Annotated in this window: 16 protein-coding genes; 13 read left to right on the top strand and 3 right to left on the bottom strand. The window is 71.6% G+C overall.

The genetic code is table 11. The features are described from left to right. The first annotated feature begins 25 nt into the window (after window positions 1-25). Both QSK05_RS08915 and QSK05_RS08910 read left to right on the top strand, forming a co-directional pair. Window positions 26-5,092, top strand: a complete 5,067-nt coding sequence (locus QSK05_RS08915; protein WP_285595906.1) for a glycosyltransferase — start codon at window positions 26-28, stop codon at window positions 5,090-5,092. Continuing rightward, window positions 5,089-6,660 (top strand): DUF5719 family protein, encoded by a 1,572-nt coding sequence (locus QSK05_RS08910; RefSeq protein WP_285595904.1) that lies wholly within the window; start codon window positions 5,089-5,091, stop codon window positions 6,658-6,660. The genes QSK05_RS08915 and QSK05_RS08910 overlap by 4 nt, the downstream gene beginning before the upstream one ends. A 23-nt stretch (window positions 6,661-6,683) precedes the next feature. Here QSK05_RS08910 and QSK05_RS08905 read toward each other — a convergent pair whose 3' ends face one another. Continuing rightward, complete coding sequence (locus QSK05_RS08905; protein ID WP_285595901.1) at window positions 6,684-7,154, bottom strand: metallopeptidase family protein; 471 nt, start codon at window positions 7,152-7,154, stop codon at window positions 6,684-6,686. Window positions 7,155-7,366: 212 nt separating this feature from the next. On the opposite strand from QSK05_RS08905, the gene QSK05_RS08900 reads away from it, so the two are divergent. The 9 genes from QSK05_RS08900 to ahcY all read left to right on the top strand — a co-directional run bounded on the left by QSK05_RS08900 (window position 7,367) and on the right by ahcY (window position 14,866). Next, window positions 7,367-7,756 (top strand): DUF3499 domain-containing protein, encoded by a 390-nt coding sequence (locus QSK05_RS08900; RefSeq protein WP_285595899.1) that lies wholly within the window; start codon window positions 7,367-7,369, stop codon window positions 7,754-7,756. Window positions 7,757-7,949: 193 nt separating this feature from the next. Beyond that, window positions 7,950-8,252, top strand: a complete 303-nt coding sequence (locus tag QSK05_RS08895) for a hypothetical protein (RefSeq protein WP_285595897.1) — start codon at window positions 7,950-7,952, stop codon at window positions 8,250-8,252. 126 nt (window positions 8,253-8,378) lie between these two features. Beyond that, complete coding sequence (locus QSK05_RS08890; RefSeq protein ID WP_285595895.1) at window positions 8,379-9,854, top strand: phosphomannomutase/phosphoglucomutase; 1,476 nt, start codon at window positions 8,379-8,381, stop codon at window positions 9,852-9,854. A gap of 7 nt (window positions 9,855-9,861) precedes the next feature. Continuing rightward, window positions 9,862-10,062 carry a Trm112 family protein gene (locus QSK05_RS08885; RefSeq protein ID WP_352300526.1) on the top strand — a complete coding sequence of 67 codons (201 nt, stop codon included), beginning with the start codon at window positions 9,862-9,864 and terminating at the stop codon, window positions 10,060-10,062. Window positions 10,063-10,121: 59 nt separating this feature from the next. Next, on the top strand, window positions 10,122-11,294 hold the full coding sequence (locus tag QSK05_RS08880) for an SIS domain-containing protein (RefSeq protein ID WP_285595889.1): 1,173 nt from the start codon (window positions 10,122-10,124) through the stop codon (window positions 11,292-11,294). 85 nt (window positions 11,295-11,379) lie between these two features. Continuing rightward, complete coding sequence (locus QSK05_RS08875; RefSeq protein WP_285595887.1) at window positions 11,380-12,321, top strand: cation diffusion facilitator family transporter; 942 nt, start codon at window positions 11,380-11,382, stop codon at window positions 12,319-12,321. A 228-nt stretch (window positions 12,322-12,549) separates the two neighbouring features. Next, entirely contained in the window at window positions 12,550-12,873 is a 324-nt protein-coding gene (locus QSK05_RS08870; protein ID WP_285595884.1) for a hypothetical protein, read from the top strand. Between the two features lie 10 nt (window positions 12,874-12,883). Continuing rightward, window positions 12,884-13,243, top strand: a complete 360-nt coding sequence (locus QSK05_RS08865; RefSeq protein ID WP_285595881.1) for an ArsR/SmtB family transcription factor — start codon at window positions 12,884-12,886, stop codon at window positions 13,241-13,243. Window positions 13,244-13,429: 186 nt separating this feature from the next. Beyond that, the gene (ahcY, locus tag QSK05_RS08860; protein ID WP_285595878.1) at window positions 13,430-14,866 is read left to right on the top strand and encodes an adenosylhomocysteinase; all 1,437 of its coding nucleotides are present in this window, start codon (window positions 13,430-13,432) and stop codon (window positions 14,864-14,866) included. Window positions 14,867-15,153: 287 nt separating this feature from the next. On the opposite strand, the gene QSK05_RS08855 is transcribed toward ahcY, so the two are convergent. Further along, window positions 15,154-16,074 (bottom strand): RDD family protein, encoded by a 921-nt coding sequence (locus QSK05_RS08855; protein ID WP_285595875.1) that lies wholly within the window; start codon window positions 16,072-16,074, stop codon window positions 15,154-15,156. 45 nt (window positions 16,075-16,119) lie between these two features. On the opposite strand from QSK05_RS08855, the gene QSK05_RS08850 reads away from it, so the two are divergent. Together QSK05_RS08850 and QSK05_RS08845 are read left to right on the top strand one after the other, a co-directional pair. Next, window positions 16,120-17,115: a stage II sporulation protein M gene (locus tag QSK05_RS08850; RefSeq protein WP_285595874.1), complete on the top strand. Its 996-nt coding sequence runs from the start codon at window positions 16,120-16,122 to the stop codon at window positions 17,113-17,115. Between the two features lie 35 nt (window positions 17,116-17,150). Beyond that, window positions 17,151-17,720: a dienelactone hydrolase family protein gene (locus QSK05_RS08845; RefSeq protein WP_285595872.1), complete on the top strand. Its 570-nt coding sequence runs from the start codon at window positions 17,151-17,153 to the stop codon at window positions 17,718-17,720. A gap of 56 nt (window positions 17,721-17,776) precedes the next feature. On the opposite strand, the gene QSK05_RS08840 is transcribed toward QSK05_RS08845, so the two are convergent. Then, a complete protein-coding gene (locus tag QSK05_RS08840; RefSeq protein WP_285595870.1) occupies window positions 17,777-19,069 on the bottom strand; it encodes a DUF58 domain-containing protein in 1,293 nt (430 codons plus the stop codon). Between the last annotated feature and the right edge of the window lie 3 nt (window positions 19,070-19,072).

Here is a 19,072-nt window from a genome sequence, read left to right as displayed (position 1 = left end):
AGAGTTTTCTCATGAGACGTTCGCTGTGAGCCTTGATGGCCAGGCACCGTTAACCAAGGCCGGGTCCGGCGTCGAAATCCGGCGTCCGGAACTGCTTTTCGTCGAACCAGAGCTGGAGCAGCCGGGCGACGAGGTCGACTGGTCGAACTGGCAGCCACCCGCCGAACCCGGTCCGGCCCTCGCCGTGACGGCTGTGCTGGTCGCTCACGACGGGGCGGCCTTCCTGCCCCGCACCCTGGATGCCCTCGAGGCGCAGACCCGGCGTCCTGACCGTCTCGTCGCGGTCGATGCGGGCTCCTGCGACAACTCCGCCGACATGCTGGCCATCGCCACCCCCGACGTGGTGCGGGTCGATGCCCGGACCGGCTTCGGCGACGCGGTTGCGGCTGCCTTGACGGCGGCCGGGGAAAATCGGCAACCGGCGGGTATTTCCGGGACGCCGACGGAATGGGTCTGGCTGCTGCACGACGACAGCGCCCCGGCCCCGGACGCCCTGCGGCGCCTCGTGGAGACGATCGACTCCGGCCCCTCGATCGGCATCGCCGGCTGCAAGCAGGTCAGCTGGACCGACGGTCGTCGCCTGCTCGACGTCGGCTTCACCACGTCGGTGCTCGGCACCCGGGTCACCGGGGTGGACGTCGACGACTACGACCAGGGGCAGCTCGACCACCGTAGTGACGTGCTGGCCGTCGCGACCCCGGGAATGCTTGTCCGGCGCGATCTCTGGGACCGGCTCGGAGGTCCTGACCCGGCGCTGGCCGACGCCCGGATCGACCTCGATCTGTGCCGCCGGGCGCACCTGGCCGGCGAGCGCGTGGTGGTGGTGCCGCAGGCCGTGATGGCGCACGCCGAGGCGACGGCGTCGGGCCTGCGCGCGGATGGCGCCGGTGCTGCGGCCTGGGCCCGGCGGGACCGGAGGGCCGCCGTGCACCTGCGGCTGGCCTCGGCCCCGCTGCTCCTGCTGCCCTTCCTGCTGGTCTGGCTCGGCGCGGCCGCGGTGATGCGGGCCCTGGCCCGGCTCGCCCTCCGCCAGCCCGACCGGGCGATGGCCGAGCTCGCCGCGTACGTGCTGGCGGCCGGCCGCCCGATCGCCTGGGTACGGGCCCGCCGACGGGCCCGTAAGGGCCGCCGGATGTCTCGCCGGGAGTACCGCAGCCTGCTCGCCGGCACCCGCCCGGCGCTGCGTCAGCGGCGCGACCGGTTGTCGTCGTACCTGCTGGCGCAGGAGGAGGCCTGGGCCCGGCCCGCGCCGGGTTCGGTCGCCGCCCGCGCCGGGCGAACAGGTTCCGCTGCCCGATCGGGCACGTCCGGCGGAGGGCCGGACGACCTGGTCGTCGACGTGCGCGAACACCTGGTTCCGGCCGTTCCCGCCGACGTCGCCGACGAGGTCCGGTTCGACGACGAACGGGATCGGCCCCGGCGCCCGGCCGGTCTGCGTATCGGCCTGAGCGTCGCGGCCCTGACCGGTGCCGCCGGGCTGGTGGCGTTGCGGGTGCTGCTGCGCGGCACGGGCACCCCGGTCGCCGACGCGCTGATCCCCGCCCCCGCCACGGCGGCCGAACTCTGGTCACGGGGGCTGTCGGACTGGCGTCCCACCGGGCTCGGGCTGTCCGCGGTCGCCGACCCGTTCGACCTGGTGCTGGCGCTGCTCTCCTGGCCGTTCGCCGGCTCCACCCGGGTCGCCACCGAGTTCCTGCTGCTCGCGGCCCTGCCCCTGGCTTCGCTGGCAGCCTGGTGGGCGGCTGCCGCGGTGACCCGGTCCCGCGCGTTGCGGGCCTGGGCCGCGCTGGTCTGGGCCGCCGCGCCGTCGCTCGTCCTCGCGGTCACCGCCGGGCGCCTGGCCGCGATCGTCGCGCACCTGATGCTGCCGCTGACCGCCCTGGCACTGTCCCGGGCCGTCGGGCTGCGGCCGGCCGACCCCCTCCCCGGGGCACCGGTACGCCGACGAGCCTCACTGGCGGCGGCGTCGGGTGCTGGGCTCACTCTCACCGTCCTGATCGCCGCCTCGCCGGCCCTGGCGCCACCGGCCTTGTTCGCGGTGCTCCTGCTGGCGCTGACGGCCCGGCACGGGCGTCGTCTGCTGGTGTGGACAGTTGCTGTTCCGGTCACGCTGCTCATGCCCTGGTGGATGGCCGTGGCGAACGACGCGCGGCTGCTGCTCGCCGAGCCCGGGGGTGCGAGCGCGGTGTTACCCGGCTCGCCCGGCTGGGCCGCCCTGCTGTGGCCCGCCGACCCGGCCGTCATCAATCACGGCCCGGTGCACCGGCTGGCCGTCCTCGTCGCCGATCTCACCGGTGCCGGTGACGCCGGCCTGTGGCTGCGGGGTCTCGCGGTGGTCGTGGTCGTGCCGCCGCTCCTGCTCGGCCTCATGGCCCTCCTCGGCCGGCGGCGTCGCCGGACCGCCGTCCGGTCCTGGCTGGTGGCCCTGGCCGCGCTCGGCACCGCCGTGGTGATCCCGGTCGCCGACACCCGGCGCAGTTCCGAAGGGCTGCTGCACGGCTGGTCCGGTCCCGCCGTCTCGCTGCTCCTACTGGCGCTGCTGGTCGCCGCGCTGTCGCATCTGGACGGTGCGGCCGGGCGACTGCGCCGGCGCAGCATCGGGGTGCGGCACTGGAGCGCCGTCGCCGTGGGCACGCTGGCCGTGATCACGCCGTTGCTGGTGCTGACCTCGTGGGCCGCCGACGGCTGGACCGGCAGCACGAACCGCTGGGTGCACCGGGCCGACCCGGTGGTGCTGCCCGCCGTGGCCGCCGCCGAGGCGAACGGCCCGGCCGCGACCCGCACCCTCACCGTCCAGCCCACCCGCGACGGCGTGCGCTGGGCCCTCTACCGGACGGGCGGTCCCGAGACCGGGCAGGAGTCCGCTGCCTCTTTGACCCCCTCCGCCTCGGCCGCCCGGGCGGCCGCCGACGAACCGGTGCTGAAGGCGATCGGTGGCCTGCTGTCCGGTTCCGGGGCCGACCAGCGTTCGCGCTTCGCCGATCTCGACATCGGTTCGGTGCTCCTGCTCACGGGCCGGCCCGCCGACCCGGCCGCGGCTGACGCCGCCGTCGACGCGCTCGACGTCGCGCCCGGTCTGGTGCGGGTCAGCAACTCCGGCGGCAAGGTGCTGTGGCGGGTCGAACTGGCAGCGTCGGAGCCCGGGGACGAGCCGGAGTCCGGGGGCGAGCCGGAGTCCGGGGGCGAGCCGGAGTCCGGGGGCGAGCCGGTCTCCGGGGACGCCGTTGCCGAGGACGCATCGGGTGCGGTCCCGCCGCCGAATCGCCCGGCCCGGGTCCGGGTCCTGTCGGGGAGCGGCGATCTGCTCGCGACCGTCCCCGCCCCGGGGGTCGACTTCACCGCTCGGCTCGGTGAGGGTGAGGCCGCCCGGCAGCTGGTGCTCAGCGAGCGGGCCGATGCCGGCTGGACCGCCACGCTCGACGGCACCCCACTGGTGCCGACCCACCACGCCGGCTGGGCGCAGGCGTTCGAGCTGCCCCGGAACGGCGGCACGCTGGTCGTGCGGCACGACGGCACCGACGGCACCGGCGGCCAAGCGCTCGACCTGACCCGGCTCGGTGTGCTGGGCCTGGCCCTGCTCGCCGCGGTGCCACTGCCCCGTCGCCGTCCGAGACTGCTGCCCCCGCCCAAGTCGTGGCGCTCGCAACAGCCCGTGCCGATGCCGGCGGGCAGTACCGGCCGCCGTGTCCGCCGGCCCGGCGACGCTCTGGACCACCCGCGTGGAACCGAAACTCGTTCGGGTGTGGTTCGTCCGGACGGATCGGGTCAGTCCTACGCCCAGCACCAGGCCCGGATGGCCGACCTGGCCCGCAGCCTGGCCCTCGAGGCGGCCGATGCGGACGATGCGATGGCCGACCGGCCCTCCCGTCGCCGCCGCCGGGCAGCCCGCCAAGCCGCGGAGGCATTGGCGGCCGAGGGCAGGGTGTCCGGGGCAACGGTGTCCGGGGCAACGGTGTCCGGGGCAACGGTGTCCGGGGCAACGGTGTCCGGAGGAAGGGCCGACCAGGGGTCGGCCGCCAGGGGAACGGTTGCTGACGAGAAACGGCAGCGGCTCACCCGCTCCGTGAAGCCCACCGGCCGGCGACCACCAGCCGAACCGTCGGCAGACGCGTCCTCCATCATCGGGCCCGTGACCTCGGTCGGGGGCGTGAGTGGTGTCGGGACCGCCGCTGAAGCTGGGACTTCGGATCCGGCGGCGGCCGTGGCGGCTGCCGGAACCGACCCCGAACCGTCGGTGGACGCGTCCTCCATCATCGGGACCGCAGCCGGAACCGGGACTGGCTCCGGGGTCGGTTCCGCACCTGGAGCCGGGGTTGCCGATGAAGCCGCCACCGGAGTCCGGGAGGGCCGGGTCATGCCTGTTCCCGACCGGAAGTGGCCCGTTGTGAAACATGATTCGGCGGGGGAGACGCCGGGCGGGAGAAGCGTGAAGGACGGGGCCGGGGCGGGCCCGGAATCCGTGGCCGCAGGACCCGGGACCCGGGAAGCGCAGGCGCCGGAGGCGTCGCCGGCCGAAGGATCGGAAGCCAGGAGCTCCGGAACCGAGGCATCTGCGGCCGCAGCTCCGGGGGTGGACAGGGCCGGGGACGAGGCGACCAGGAACGAATCCCGGCAGATCGACGTCGCGCCGACCGATGTCCCGCAGTCGGGAGTTCCGGGGACCGAAGCCTCCTGCGCGGAGGACCATTCGGCCGAAGTCCGGCCGATGGGAACCCCGCCGACCGGGGATCCACTGGCCGGAACCCCGCCGACCGGAAACCCCGCCCCCGAAGCAGCGGCCCCGGTCCTCCGGCCGCTGCGGGGTGGCTCGGTGCGTTCTCTGCCGCCGGGCCCGAGGGTCTCCCGGGAGAACGAAAAAATCGCCGCCGACGAAACCCCTGCTGAACCGGGCGATTCACGACCGTCTGAAAACTCTCCGAAAACGGCGGGTCTCACTGATTCCGCAGTCCCTGAGCCCCTAAATGGGGACACGGCAAGGCCCCTCGAGGCACGGGAGACTGGAGGTGAATCGGATCGGGGAACCAACCGTGAGCGCGGCCAGGAAGCGGGAACTGACGCTCCCGCCGGCTCCGGGGAGGAAGAGAGTTCGTGAATCAGCGCGCACGTGAAGTTCTTTCGGTAACGGGAGTGCTGACGGTCGCCGGGGGGATCGCGGTCGGGGCCGCGATGCTGCCCGAGCAGATCGGGGTCCGTACTGTCTCGAGCACCCTGCCCGCGGTGATCTCGGCGCCGACACTGGCCTGCACCGGTCCGGAGACCCTGGTGGTGCCGGACGGTGGCACGGCGGTCAGTCCCGGTGCCGGGGTGCTGGTCAGTGCCCTGCTGGCCTCGGGCAGCGACGGAGAGGCGACGGTGAAGGCCGGGGGCGATCTGTCCGGAACCGTTCGAGGGCTCAGTCAGAACGTTCCGGTGAGCGATGTTCCGGTACACACCGGCACCGAGCTCGAGCTGCCGGTGAAGGCGGGGGAGAGGTCACTGGGCGGGCTGTCCACCTGGAGCCTGGGACCGGTCGTGATGTCCGCGGTCGACGACACTCCGCAGAGCCCGCCGGAACTGTCCGCGGTGCAGTCGACGGTCACGGCCCGGGGTGATCTGCGGGGACTCTCGGCGAGTCGCTGCGACCAGCCCGCGGCCGAGGCCTGGCTGGTCGGCGGAGGAACGGTCTCCGGCGAGCGGTTGCGGCTGGTGCTGTCGAACCCGACGTCCACCGCCTCGGTGGTCGACGTGTCGGTGCTCAGTGAGGACGGCCGGGCCGAGGCGCCCTCCGGTACCGGGGTGGTGGTGCCCGCGGGCGGTCAGAGCCCGGTGTTCGTCGACGCGCTGGCCCCCGGAAAGCAGAGCGTGGCCGTGCACGTGGTGGCCCGCACCGGCCGGGTGCTGGCCCGGATGCACGACTCGGTGCTGCGTGGCCTGGTCGCCGGGGGGGTGGATGTCGTGTCACCCTCCGCCGAGGCCGCCCGGCGTCAGCTCGTGCCCGGCATCTCGCTGGTCAACGGCTACTCCAAGACCGCGGACGACACCACCGCACCGGGTTCCACGTCGATCCGGGTGGCCGTGCCCGGCAGCGAGGAGGCCGTGGTGCGCCTGCGGCTGCTCGGCTCTACCGGGGCGGTCGAGATGCCCACGGCCGGTGTGGTGAACGTGCCGGCAGGGGGAGTGGCCGACATTCCGGTGTACGGCATCGCCTCCGGCACCTACACGGCGGTGATCGACTCGGACGTGCCGGTGGTGGCGGGTGCGCAGATCGGTCGTCCGTCGGCGGCCGGACACCACGCCACCGAGTTCGGCTCGGCGCCGGCCACGAAGATCCTGACGGGGAACGGTTACACGATGCTTCCGCCGGGCACCCGCTCCACGGTCTCGCTGGCCGCCCCGGGCAAGGCCGCTTCGCTGACGATCACGCCGTACGACGCCGGGGGGTCGCGGCTCGACCCGATCGACGTGGAGATGAGGGCCGGTACCGCCGCGGCGTTCGCGCTGGACGAGCAGGCTGCGGCGTTCTACGTGTCGGCGTTCGGGGGTGGGCCGGTCGCGGCCTCGGTGGTCTCCACCGCCGCCGACGACTACGGCCCGGTGATCACGGTGCTCGGGGTCGAGCCACCCCGGGCCGACCGGGCGCCGTCCACGGCCGTGGCCGACGCCCGGCTGGGACTGCATTGACGGTCGGCTGACAGTCGCCGGGGTCAGCTGTCCCGGTTGTAACGCGGGTCGACCTCTTCGGGGGTCAGGTTGAGCAGGTGGGCCACCTGCTCGACCACCACGCTCTGGGCCAGCTCGCCGATGTCCTGGGAGTCGGCGGCCCGGGTCTCGACCGGGCGCCGGTAGACCACGATGCGTGGCGGCAGGGCGCCGTCGGCGGGGAAGAACCGCCCCAACGGCACCTCGCCGTGCTCCCACGGGGAGGGATCGCTCGGGGGCACGTCTTCCACGGCGAACTCCACGCCGTCCAGTTCGCGGGCCCAGCGGGCCTCCAGGCGCTCGACGGCGTCGAGCACCAGGTCGTCGAAGCGGTCGGCCCGGCTGCGCCAGGCCGGGACAGTGCGGGGAAGGAGTTGCCCGCGCATGCCGCGCCCACGCCGGTCCCGGCGTTTCGGGCGGTGACCGCCGCTGCCGGGAAGGGGCACCGGATCCGGGATCGCGCGAGGTCGGGCCACAGATCCGAGCCTACTGGAGGCGGGCCGGACGGCTGCGAAATTCGCCCCGGCCTGCGACGGGATGCCCGTCATCCGTGACGTCCGGGGACGGATCGGGCAAGATGTGAGACGTCACCCCGGTCGACAGTTCCGGGCCGGTACCGGTGACGACGCGCATTGGGTTGGCGTGCCGGTGCAGCCGGTACGCCTGATGAGGGAGTAACTTCTCAATCGTGAGTGGAGTGCGCCGTTGTTCCCGGACCGCTTGCCAGCGGGTAGCGGTCGCCACCCTCACCTATGTCTATTCCGACTCGACAGCGGTGCTGGGGCCCCTGGCCACCTATGCCGAGCCGCATTGCTACGACCTCTGCGCCGTGCACGCCGAGCGCCTGACAGCTCCCCGCGGCTGGGAGGTCGTGCGGCTCTCGCCGGGTGAGTTCGCGCCCCCGCCGCCCTCGCACGACGATCTCCTGGCGCTGGCTGATGCCGTCCGTGAGGCCGCGCGCCCCGCTCCCGCGGAACTCCCGCCGGATGTGGACGCCGAGCTCTCCACCGTCGAGGTCGGCCGTCGTGGGCACCTGCGCGTCCTGCGCGACCCGATCCTCGGCGAGCCCCTCACCTGAGTCGTAGGTGGTCGTAGGTGGTAGGAATTCTGTCCGGATCGCTCTGGTAGAGCCCGGATGCCGCGACGCTCCGGTGACTAAAGGTGCCGGTGTGACTCGCCGAATGACAGGGAGCATCGCAGCAGCCCACGTTCGAGTGACAACTCACCGTGGGTCACTTCCCCTGTCGTCCGAAGCAAGGATCTCCCCTCCTATGACTCCTCAGTCCCGGACCTCCACGGCGGACTCGACGAGCGGTGCACCGGCGCGTGGCCGCCGTCGCGGGCGCGTGGCCGGCCCGTCCATCCCGCTGGGTTCTCTCACCCAGCGCGAGCACCGTGCCGAGATCCAGTGCCAGGCCTGCGGCAGCACCCGGGTGACCCGGTTGTCGATGAACCTGACCGACGGCACCCCGGTGGAGTTCACCTCGTGCCACCGTTGCGAGCACAAGACCTGGGAGCACGGCGGTGACGCCATGAGCGTCTCCACGGTGCTCGACAAGGCCCGGAAGAACTGAAACCCGGCGACACGCAGCGACGGGATAGCGCGTTTGGGTCCGCCGAACGAGCCAAAACGCGTTATCCACGTCGCGACGCCCAGGATCCGGGCACGTCACGGGCAGTGCCTCGGCTAATCTGCGCAGGTGGCCCAGCTCACCGAAATCGTCAAAGCCAATGACATCCGTGGCCTCGTCGGCACCCAGCTGACCGAGCGCATCGCTCGGGCCCTGGGCTCGGCCTTCGCCCGCGCGGTGCTCACCTCCAACCCCGACGGCCCGCCCGGTCGGGTGCTGCTCGGTCGCGACATGCGCGACACGGGTGAGGCCCTCGTCCAGGCCTTCTCCGACGGCGTCACCGGCGAGGGGGCCGAGGTCGTCCTGATCGGCCTGTGCAGCACCGACGGGCTCTACTACGCCAGCGGCGCCCTCGACGCGCCCGGGGTGATGTTCACCGCCAGTCACAACCCGGCCAGCTACAACGGCATGAAGATGTGCCGCGCCGGCGCCCGCCCGATCGGTCTGGACAGTGGTCTGGCCGAGATCCGCGACCTGGCGCAGGCGCTGCTCGACCACCCGACCTGGGGCAGCGAGGAAGCACCGGAGCCGGCGCTGCGCGGTTCCGTCTCGGAGCAGGACACGTTGCGCGGTTACGCCGAGCACCTGCGCGGCCTGGTGCCGCTGCCGTCCCGCCGCACACTGAAGATCGTGGTCGACGCCGGCAACGGCATGGCCGGCCTGACCGTGCCCGCTGTGCTCGGTGCCGCGATCGGCCTGCCCGACCTGCCGCTCGAGATCGTGCCGATGTATTTCGAGCTCGACGGCACGTTCCCCAACCACGAGGCCAACCCGCTCGACCCGGCCAATCTGCGGGACCTGCAGAAGGCCGTGCCCGCACACGGCGCCGACCTGGGACTGGCCTTCGACGGCGACGCCGACCGCTGCTTCGTCATCGACGAGCGGGGCGAGCCAGTCAGCCCGAGCGCCATCACCGCGCTGGTGGCGGCCCGGGAGATCGCCAAGGAGCGCGCGGCCGGCCGCAAGGCCACCGTCATCCACAACCTCATCACCTCCCGGGCGGTGCCGGAGGTGATCGCCGAGAACGACGCCACCGCCGTGCGCACCCGGGTCGGCCACGCCTTCATCAAGGTCGAGATGGCCAAGCACGACGCGGTGTTCGGCGGTGAGCACTCGGCGCACTACTACTTCCGCGACTTCTGGTTCGCCGACACCGGCATGCTCGCGGCGCTGCACGTGCTGGCGGCCCTGGGCGAGCAGGACGGCCCGCTCTCCGGCCTGGTCGCGCAGTACGAGCGGTACACGCCGAGTGGCGAGATCAACTCGGTGGTGTCCGACGTGGAGCTCGCCACCGACCGCGTCGTGAAGGCCTTCGAGGGCCGTCCGGGCGTGCAGATCGACCGGCAGGACGGTCTCACCGTCAGCCACGAGGCCGACGCGCCCAGCGGTGACGGCAGTCCGGCCGGTCTGTGGTGGTTCAACCTGCGCCCCAGCAACACCGAGCCGCTGCTGCGACTGAACTCCGAGGCCGCTGACCCGGCGGTGATGGAGAGCCTGCGGGACGAGGTGCTCGGCCTGGTCCGGGTCGCCGAGCTCGCCAGTTGAGGCGGGGATGCGCGAGGATGACCCGGTGACCGCTATCGAATCCTGGCTGCGGGAGATCCTCCGCTGCCCGAGCTGCCGTTCGGCCCTGGCCGACGGCCAGGGGCCCGAATCCACCCCCGAGCTGCAGTGCACGGGCTGCTCACTGGCCTACCGCATCGACGACGGCATTCCGGTGCTGCTGGTCGACGAGGCGCGAACCCGCTCCTGACAGCTCCTTTCGTCCGCTCCGAAACTCTGTTGTTTCGTCCGCTACGAAGAAACGGCACGATGGCACTCGACGAACAGTTGCTCGACGACCCCGACGGCCTGGCCTCGGCAGACCCTTCCGGCAGCCTGCGGGCGCTGGCGATGGCCGGGGCCCAGGTCCGGATGGCCCTGTCGGCCACGGCCGAGGCCGGTATCCAGAAGATCGTCTCCGACGGTCGTCCGCGTGCGGTGGTCGTGGCCAGCCTCGGCGGCTCGGCCGTCGTCGGTGACGTCCTGATCCTGCTGGCCGGCAGTGGTGCCCCGGTGCCGGTGTCGGTGCGGCGGGGTCTCCCGCTGCCGGGCTGGGTCGGCCCGCTCGACCTGGTCGTCGCGGTGTCGATGTCCGGCCGGGCCCCGGGGCCGCTCGGGCTCGCCGCCGAGGCAGCCCGTCGTGGGTGTCGTCTGCTCACCGTCGGCGCGCCGAGGTCCCCGCTCGCCGAGGTCTCGGAGCGCACCGGTGGCGTGCACGTCGCCGTGCAGCGCAGCGAGACCGCGGCCGCCCGGGCGTCCCGTATGGGCCTGTGGTCGCTGGCCGTGCCGGTGATCACGGTGGCGCACGAGCTCGGTCTCACCGACGCCTCCCGCGAGGTGCTGGAGCGCGTCGCCGACCGGCTGGACGCCCAGGCCGACAAGTACCGCCCTTCCTCAGACGCGTTCGTCAACCCGGCGAAGTCGCTGGCCCTGGAGCTGTCCGGGGTCGTGCCGGTGGTGCTGGGCGACGGTGACGTGACCGGTGTGGCCGCGCTGCGGGCCGTCTCCATGCTGGCCCGCACCGCCCGGGTCCCGGCCATGCGGGGTGCCCTGCCCGACGACGCCGGTGACGTGGTCGCGACCTTCGACGGCCCGCTGGCCAAGCGCCCGGCGGCCGACCTCTTCGCCGACCCCGAGTTCGACGACGTACCTGCGGCCTCACCCCAGATGCGCCTGCTGCTCCTGCGCGACGCCGCGCCCACGCTCGACCGGCCCGACGGGTCGTGGCTGGAGACCAGCCGCACCGCCGACGCCGTGCGGGCCACCGCGGAAGACGCGGGGGTGCGGGTGACCGAGATCGGTGCCGACCCCGGTCACCCTCTGGAACGACTCGCCGACCTGGTGTCCATCACCGACTTCGCGTCCGTGTACATGGCGCTGGCCGGCGGTATCGACCCGCTGACCTCGCCGCACGTGGCTGACCTGCGTGATCGCACTCACTGAGGACGGCTCGAAGATCGGTTTTCCCAGGCAAGTAGTAGGTTGCTCCCGCCTCAAGGTCTGAAACAACTGGGAGAGAAGTCAACGTATGTCCACCGAGGGTGGTTCCAAGGCGATCATCGCCGCGCTCAGTGCCAACCTGGGCATCGCTGTCACCAAGTTCGTCGCCTTCGGGTTGACCCAGTCCAGCTCGATGCTGGCCGAGGGCATCCATTCACTGGCCGACTCCGGTAACCAGGTGCTGCTCCTGGTCGGCGGCCGGCGGGCAGAACGCAAGGCCAACGAGGAGCACCCCTTCGGCTACGGCCGTTCACGCTTCCTCTACGCCTTCATCGTCTCGGTGATCCTGTTCAGCGTCGGCGGGCTCTTCGCGCTCTACGAGGCGTACCACAAGTGGTCCCACCCGGAGCCGATCGAGAACTGGCAGTGGGTGCCCGTCGCGGTGCTGCTGGTCGCGATCGGGATGGAGGGATTCAGCCTGCGCACGGCCATTCAGGAGGCCAACCCGACACGGGACGGGCGTAACTGGTGGCGGTTCATCCGTGAGACCAAGTCCCCGGAACTACCGGTGGTCCTGCTGGAAGACACGGCGGCTCTGACCGGTCTGGTCTTCGCCCTGTTCGGTGTGTCGATGACGCTGATCACCGGGGACGGTCGCTGGGACGCGGTCGGCACCGCCATGATCGGTCTACTCCTCATCGTCGTCGCCGGGATCCTGGCCATGGAGACGTCCTCGCTGCTGGTGGGTGAGGGCGCCGACCCGGCCGACCTGGAGCGGATCAAGACGGCGCTGGTCGGGGACGGCGTCAACAGCGTCATCCACATCCGCACGCTGTACGTCGGCCCGGAAGAGCTGATGGTGGCGGCCAAGATCGCGGTGGTCCCGACCGAGTCCGCGGTCGAGGTCGCGGCGGCGATCAACGAGGCCGAGGTCCGGGTGCGTGCCGCGATGCCCGAGGCCAAGCTGATCTTCCTGGAGCCGGACATCGCCCACGGGTCCGGGGGGCCGCACGGGGTTCCCGCCACCTGAGGTATCAGCCACGCCGCGGCGGGTCTCTTGATCGATCAATAGACCCGTCGCGTCTGCTTTTGTCGCTCCGTAGCTGCTGACATAGGAGTGCGTTAACTCTGTGGACGGCGATAACGCTGACCTAGCAGGCACTTGACCGTCGATTCGGTTTCGGTGGGTAGCGTCAGTCTCGTTCCACCCCGCTCCACCCAGAACCTGCTCGCTGTCCACTCACGCCCGGAGGCCGTCGTGCGCGCTGACCCCGCACCCCGCACGCTGCGACCTGTCCTGCCCCACCAGGCCAGGAGCCACGATCGGTCGCCCGCCATGCCCTCCCGGCCCGAGAGGTTCGGCTGGTTCGGCCGGTGGTCGCGCCGGTCCCGGATGACCGCCGCGGCCGTCGTCATCGTCTCGCTGGCCCTGGTCGGGGCCCTGGTGATCAGCTCGGCCCAGGCCGTGCAGGCCGTGGCGAGCACGAACGACGGGGCCCGGTACGGCCGGTCGGCCGATCTGGCCCCACTCCTGCCCACCACTACGGCCGAGCCGGGTTACCTGCCGGGATACACGCCCTAAGATCGGGGCGATGTCCGGTCGCCGCCCACCCCAGCACACGCATCCGCGTGACGTGACGATCGAGGCCGTGCTCACCGCCCTGGCCGACCCGGTCCGCCTGTCCATCGTGCGGTGTGTCGCCCAGGCGAGAGACTGGGAGCTGCCCTGCGGCTCGCTCGACGTCGGCGTGAGCAAGGCGACACTCAGCCATCACTTCTCCGTGTTGCGCGAGACCGGCCTGCTGGAACAGCGCGACGAGGGTGCCCGCCGCACGATCCGCCTGCGGCGTGAGGAGTTCGACGAGCATTTCCCCGGTCTCCTCGACCTGGTCGTGCCATTCACCGAACGAGGCCGAATGCACCGGACCGGCGGATCCCATTCCGTGACCTGATTGCTATCGTGGTGAGTGTTCCGGCGTAGGTGATGCCGACGGCCAAGATGGGCCGCGCCGGGGTCTGGCAAGGTTTTCAGGTTGATCGGGTTTTTTCCAGGTCTGCTTCGCCATGCCATTGACCCGCTCACCGCGCTGTGGACTTTCTCTGTCTACAGCCGCATCCGACGATGCCGAAGGACGATAATGACGTTCGACTACAAGGTCGCTGACCTCTCCCTGGCCGAGGCCGGCCGCCACGAGCTGCGCCTCGCCGAGCACGAGATGCCCGGCCTGATGTCCCTGCGGGCCGAGTTCGGTGACAGCAAGCCGCTGACCGGCGCCCGCATCACCGGTTCCCTGCACATGACCGTGCAGACCGCGGTGCTGATCGAGACGCTGACCGCGCTCGGCGCACAGGTCCGCTGGGCCTCCTGCAACATCTTCTCCACGCAGGACGCGGCCGCCGCGGCCGTCGTCGTGGGCCCGAACGGCACTCCCGAGAACCCGCAGGGTGTGCCGGTGTTCGCCTGGAAGGGCGAGACGCTCGAAGAGTACTGGTGGTGCACCGAGCAGATCGTCAGCTGGCCCGACGGTGAGGGTCCGAACATGATCCTCGACGACGGTGGCGACGTCACGCTGCTCATCCACAAGGGCGTCGAGTTCGAGAAGGCCGGCGCCGTGCCCGCCACCTCCGAGGACGACTCCGAGGAGTACGGGGTCATCCTCGAGGTGCTGCGCAAGTCCGTCGCGGCCTCGAAGACCCGGTTCACCGAGCTCGCCGCCGGCATCAAGGGCGTCACCGAGGAGACCACCACAGGCGTCCTGCGTCTGTACGAGATGCAGCGCAGCGGCACGCTGCTCTTCCCGGCGATCAACGTCAACGACTCTGTCACCAAGTCGAAGTTCGACAACAAGTACGGCATCCGGCACTCGCTGATCGACGGCATCAACCGCGGCACCGACGTTCTCATCGGTGGCAAGGTGGCCGTGGTCTGCGGTTACGGCGACGTCGGCAAGGGGGCCGCGGAGTCGCTGCGCGGCCAGGGCGCGCGCGTCATCATCACCGAGATCGACCCGATCTGCGCGCTGCAGGCGGCGATGGACGGTTACCAGGTCACCACCATCGAGGACGTCCTGTCCCAGGGTGACTTCTTCATCACCACCACCGGCAACTTCGACGTCATCACGGCGGAGCACATGCAGGGGATGAAGGACAAGGCCGTGGTCGGCAACATCGGCCACTTCGACAACGAGATCGACATGGCCGGCCTGGCCAAGCTCCCCGGCATCACCAAGACCGAGATCAAGCCGCAGGTCCACGAGTGGACCTTCGCCGACGGCACCTCGATCATCGTGCTTTCCGAGGGCCGCCTGCTGAACCTGGGCAACGCCACTGGTCACCCGAGCTTCGTCATGTCGAACTCGTTCTCGAACCAGGTCATCGCGCAGATCGAGATCTTCACCAAGCGCGACGAGTACGAGACCCAGGTCTACGTGCTGCCGAAGCACCTGGACGAGAAGGTCGCCCGTCTGCACCTGGACGCGCTCGGCGTGAAGCTGACCGAGCTCACCAAGGGTCAGGCGGAGTACCTCGGCGTTCACGTCGAGGGCCCGTACAAGTCGGAGCAGTACCGCTACTGATGTGCTGAGTGCCGGGCGCGTCCTCCCCTCGCCGGGGAGGGCGCGCCTTGCGCTTTTGGTTCACCGGCACTGATGGAGGACGCGGGTGCACTTCCGCCCCGGGTCCGGTCACTTCAGTTCCGGTCGCCTTCGGGTCCGGTCGGTTTCGGTTCGGGTCGGTCTCGTTCCGTCGGGTCTTGCCTGGTCTCGTTCGGTCAGGTCGTGTTCGGGCCCATCTGGTCTGGTCTACGCCCGATCTGGTCTGGTCTACGCCCGATCTGGTCTCGCCTGGTCTGGTCTCGCTCGGGTCAGTCGCCGTCTGGCAGCCCGAAACCGGTTGCGGACAGCGGGCTTGCGGCGGCCCGGGAGTTGCTCCGGGCCCGGCGCTGCTCCATCTCGCGCCAGAGGCGGGCGTAGTCACGGTCGCGCCGCTCGGCCAGGACCGCGGCCAGGAAGTCTTCGGGGTGGGTGCCCGGCGGGGGCGGCGGCGCCACCAGATCACCCACCTGGGCGGCCAGTGAATACCCCAGACGGTGCCGGGCGTCGGGCGCCAGACGCGGCGCGCGGGCCAGGAACTGACGGCTGGCCCGGGCGAGCGGATCGGGCAGGCGGCCCAGGTCGGCGTTGCGCACCCAGGGGGCCAGATGCGGTGGCATGGCGACCTGCGGGGGCAGGTTACGGGGCTGGCGTTCGCGGATCACATAGGTGCCGGCCACCAGGTCGCCCAGACGCTTGCCGCGTTTGTTCACCAGTGAGGTGAGCAGGGCGATGGACCCGGCCGACCAGTAGATCTCCAGTACGGCGAGAAGCCCGCGGATCAGGGCGTGCCGGGCGCGGATCGGCCCACCGTCGTCGCGCACCACCCGCAGACCGGCCAGCCACTTGCCCAGCGAACGACCTCGGGTGAGGGTCTCGATCAGGATCGGCATGCCGACGCCCACACCGAGCACGGTGACCAGCACGAGCGCGCTGCCGGCGGCCTCGTCGACGGAGCCGCTGGTGGCGTAGAGCAGCCAGTAGAGCAGCAAGAACACCGTGACCGTGAGCACGAGATCGGCGACCAGGGCCAGGGCCCGGGTGATGAACGAGGCGGGGCGCAGCTCCAGCACCACCGCCTCACCGGTGATCAGCTCGTCCGAGAAATCCAGCTCGTCGACGCCGACCAGGCCGGTGACACCGACCGACCGGTCCTGGCCGGGAGGCAACGGGGCGAGCGGGTCCGTGATCACAACTGCCAGGCTACGTGGTGCCACCGACAAGGTTAGGCTCGCTCCGTGGATCTGGACGCATTCGTCGCCGTGCACTCGGCCGACTGGAACAGCCTCGACCGGCTGACGAAGCGGCGCCGGCTGACCGGTGCCGAGGTGGACGAGATGGTGCTGCTGTACCAGCGCGCCGCGACGCACCTGTCCGTCGTCCGTTCCTCGTCGCATGATCCCGCCCTGGTGGCCCGCCTCTCCGGCACCGTGGGCCGGGCCCGCACCCGCATCTCCGGCGGCAACGAGCCGCCGGCCCGCGAGTTCGCCCGGATGTTCACGGTGTCCTTCCCCGCGGCGGTGTACCGGTCGCGCTGGTGGAGCCTGGGCGCGGCGGCCGGCTCGGCCCTGGTCGCCCTGGCGCTCGGCTGGTGGGTGGCGGTGACCCCGCGGGTGCAGGCCTCGGTCGGCAGCGAGCAGCAGATCCAGCAGCTGGTGCAGAACGACTTCGAGAGCTACTACTCGGAGAACGCGGCCTCCGGCTTCGCCGTGCAGGTCTGGACGAACAATGCCTGGGTGGCCGCGCTCTGCTTCGTGCTCGGCATCACCGGGGTCGGTGTGGTCTACGTGCTGGCGCAGAACGCACTCAACCTCGGGCTGGTGGGCGGCCTGATGGCCGCGAACGACCGGCTCGACCTTTTCTTCGGTCTGATCCTGCCGCACGGTCTGCTCGAGCTGACCTGCGTGTTCGTCGCGGCGGGAGCCGGGCTCAAGGTGTTCTGGGCCTGGGTCGATCCCGGGCCCCGCAGCCGTGGTCGGGCTGTCGGGGAAGAGGGCCGGGCCATGGTGACGATCGCGATCGGGCTGGTCGTGGTGCTGCTGGTGTCCGGCGTGGTCGAGGCCTTCGTGACTCCCTCACCGCTGCCGACCTGGGCGCGCATCACGATCGGCGCGGTGGTCTGGCTGGTCTTCCTGGGATACGTCTGGCGCTACGGCCGGACGGCAGCACTCGCCGGTGAAACCGGCGACCTGGCCGCCGAACTGGCCGGTGACGTCCGGCCTGTGGCAGGCTGAGCCGGGATAGGACACCTGTTCGAGGGGAGCGGACGATGGCCGAGGTTGTGCTGTTCCACCATGCCCTGGGGTTGACTGCCGGGGTGCGGGAGTTCGCCGGAGATCTGCGGGCGGCCGGGCACATCGTGCACACCCCAGATCTTTTCGAGGGTAAGACCTTCGCATCGGTGGACGTGGGGGTGGCCCATGCGCGCTCGCTGGGCTTCGACACGGTGGTCGACCGTGGGGTGCAGGCGGTCCAGGAGCTGCCTGCAGAGCTCGTTTACGCCGGCTTCTCGCTCGGGGTGATGCCGGCAGCGCAGCTCGTCGCCACCCGATCCGGCGCGAAGGGGGCCCTGTTCCTGAGTGGTTTCGTCCCGCCGTCGGAGTTCGGCTCCTGGCCGGGCGTTCGGGCGCAGATCCACGGTATGGCTGCCGATCCGGAGTTCGCCGACTCCGGCGACCTGGCAGCGGCCGAGGTCTTCGCCTCGGCCGAGAGCGGCATTGATCTGTTCGTCTATCCCGGTTCCGCGCACCTTTTCGCCGATTCGAGCTTCAGTGAGTACGACCCGGTCGCGGCTGGGCTGCTGACGGGGCGGGTGCTGGAGTTCCTCGCCGGGCTCTGAGAGCAGCTCACAGCCACGTCACCAAGGTGGCGGGGGAAGAGCCCGCCCGTCGGGTGCTACAGCAGGCCAGCTGCTTTGAGCGCCAGGTAGCGGTCGGCCAGTTGCGGAGGCAGGTCCTCGGGCGAGGCGTCAACCACGTCGACGCCCATCCGGCGCAGCTCGGCCGTGGTCGCTGCCCGGTCCAGGGCCGCGCGCCCGGCGGCGGCCGCACCGTAGACGGCGTAGGCGTCGCCGCGTCCGTCGGCCATCGCGGCCACCTGCGGATCGGCGACCGACGCGACGACCACCCGGTGCCGGGAACAGAGCCGGGCGATCACCGGCATCAGGCCCTCCTCGATCGCCGCGCCCTCCAGCGGGGTCAGCAGCACCACGAGGGCCCGCTGCGACATCCGGCCCAGCACTGTCGCCACGATCGCGGCCCAGTCGGCCTCCACCAGGTCGGCCTCGACCGGCGCCATGGCCGAGACCAGCTGGGGCAGTAAGTCGCTACGGCCGGCACCCTCGACGCGGGCCCGCACCCGGCGGTCCATGGCCAGCAGGTCCACTCGGTCACCGGCCCGCGAGGCCAGGGCGGCCAGCAGCAGCGCCGCGTCCATGGCGGCATCGAGGCGAGGCTCGTCGCCGACCCGGGCCGCAGAGGTGCGGGAGGTGTCGAGCACGAGTAGCACCCGGCGGTCGCGCTCGGGGCGCCAGGTGCGCACGACCACCCCGCCGCGCCGGGCCGTGGCACGCCAGTCGATCGAGCGCACGTCGTCACCGCCGACGTAGTCGCGCAGCGAGTCGAATTCCGTACCCTGCCCGCGGATCCGCAGCGAGGTACGGCCGTCCAGTTCCCGCAGCCGGGCCAGCTTGCTGGGCAGGTGCTTGCGGGAGGTGAAGGGCGGCAACACCCGCAGGTGCCCGGGGGCGGGCAGGGAGTACTGGCGGGCGGCGATACCGAGTGGTCCGAAGCTGCGCACGGTCACGTCACCGGCCTGCCGGTCACCTCGCCGGGTGGGCGTGAGCGTGGTCACGATGCGGCGGCTCTGGCCCGCGGGCAGCTTCACCCGGTGCCGTTCACCGGTGGCGCCCGCTGAGGGCTGCCACGCATCGCGCAGGGACCCCCGCACGGTGCGCCGGCCCGGGTTGGTCAGCACGAACGAACCCGGGGTGGAGGTGCCCATCCGGATCGTGGCGATCGGCTCCCGGTGCACCCGCAGGGCACGGGCCGACCCGGCCAGGAGCAGGTCGATCAGCACCGCCACGGCGAACAGGGCAGCCCAGCCCAGTAGCGATCCCCAGCCCGGCCACAGTACGACCGGCACCAGGCCGATCGCGGCCAGGACGACGGCGCGCCCGCTGATGGTCATGCC

The organism is Kineosporia sp. NBRC 101731, from assembly GCF_030269305.1.
Taxonomy (GTDB): Bacteria; Actinomycetota; Actinomycetes; order Actinomycetales; family Kineosporiaceae; genus Kineosporia.
The sequence above is the reverse complement of the archived record's forward strand: the minus strand, read 5'-3'. Positions and strand labels throughout refer to the sequence as shown.

Coding starts and splice junctions, on each gene's coding strand:
- QSK05_RS08885 (WP_352300526.1), top strand. CDS start 9,862: ATGCGCGAGGATGACCCGGTGACCGCTATCGAATCCTGGCTGCGGGAG.
- ahcY (WP_285595878.1), top strand. CDS start 13,430: ATGACGTTCGACTACAAGGTCGCTGACCTCTCCCTGGCCGAGGCCGGC.
- QSK05_RS08865 (WP_285595881.1), top strand. CDS start 12,884: ATGTCCGGTCGCCGCCCACCCCAGCACACGCATCCGCGTGACGTGACG.
- QSK05_RS08880 (WP_285595889.1), top strand. CDS start 10,122: ATGGCACTCGACGAACAGTTGCTCGACGACCCCGACGGCCTGGCCTCG.
- QSK05_RS08840 (WP_285595870.1), bottom strand. CDS start 19,069: ATGACCATCAGCGGGCGCGCCGTCGTCCTGGCCGCGATCGGCCTGGTG.
- QSK05_RS08875 (WP_285595887.1), top strand. CDS start 11,380: ATGTCCACCGAGGGTGGTTCCAAGGCGATCATCGCCGCGCTCAGTGCC.
- QSK05_RS08895 (WP_285595897.1), top strand. CDS start 7,950: ATGACTCCTCAGTCCCGGACCTCCACGGCGGACTCGACGAGCGGTGCA.
- QSK05_RS08845 (WP_285595872.1), top strand. CDS start 17,151: ATGGCCGAGGTTGTGCTGTTCCACCATGCCCTGGGGTTGACTGCCGGG.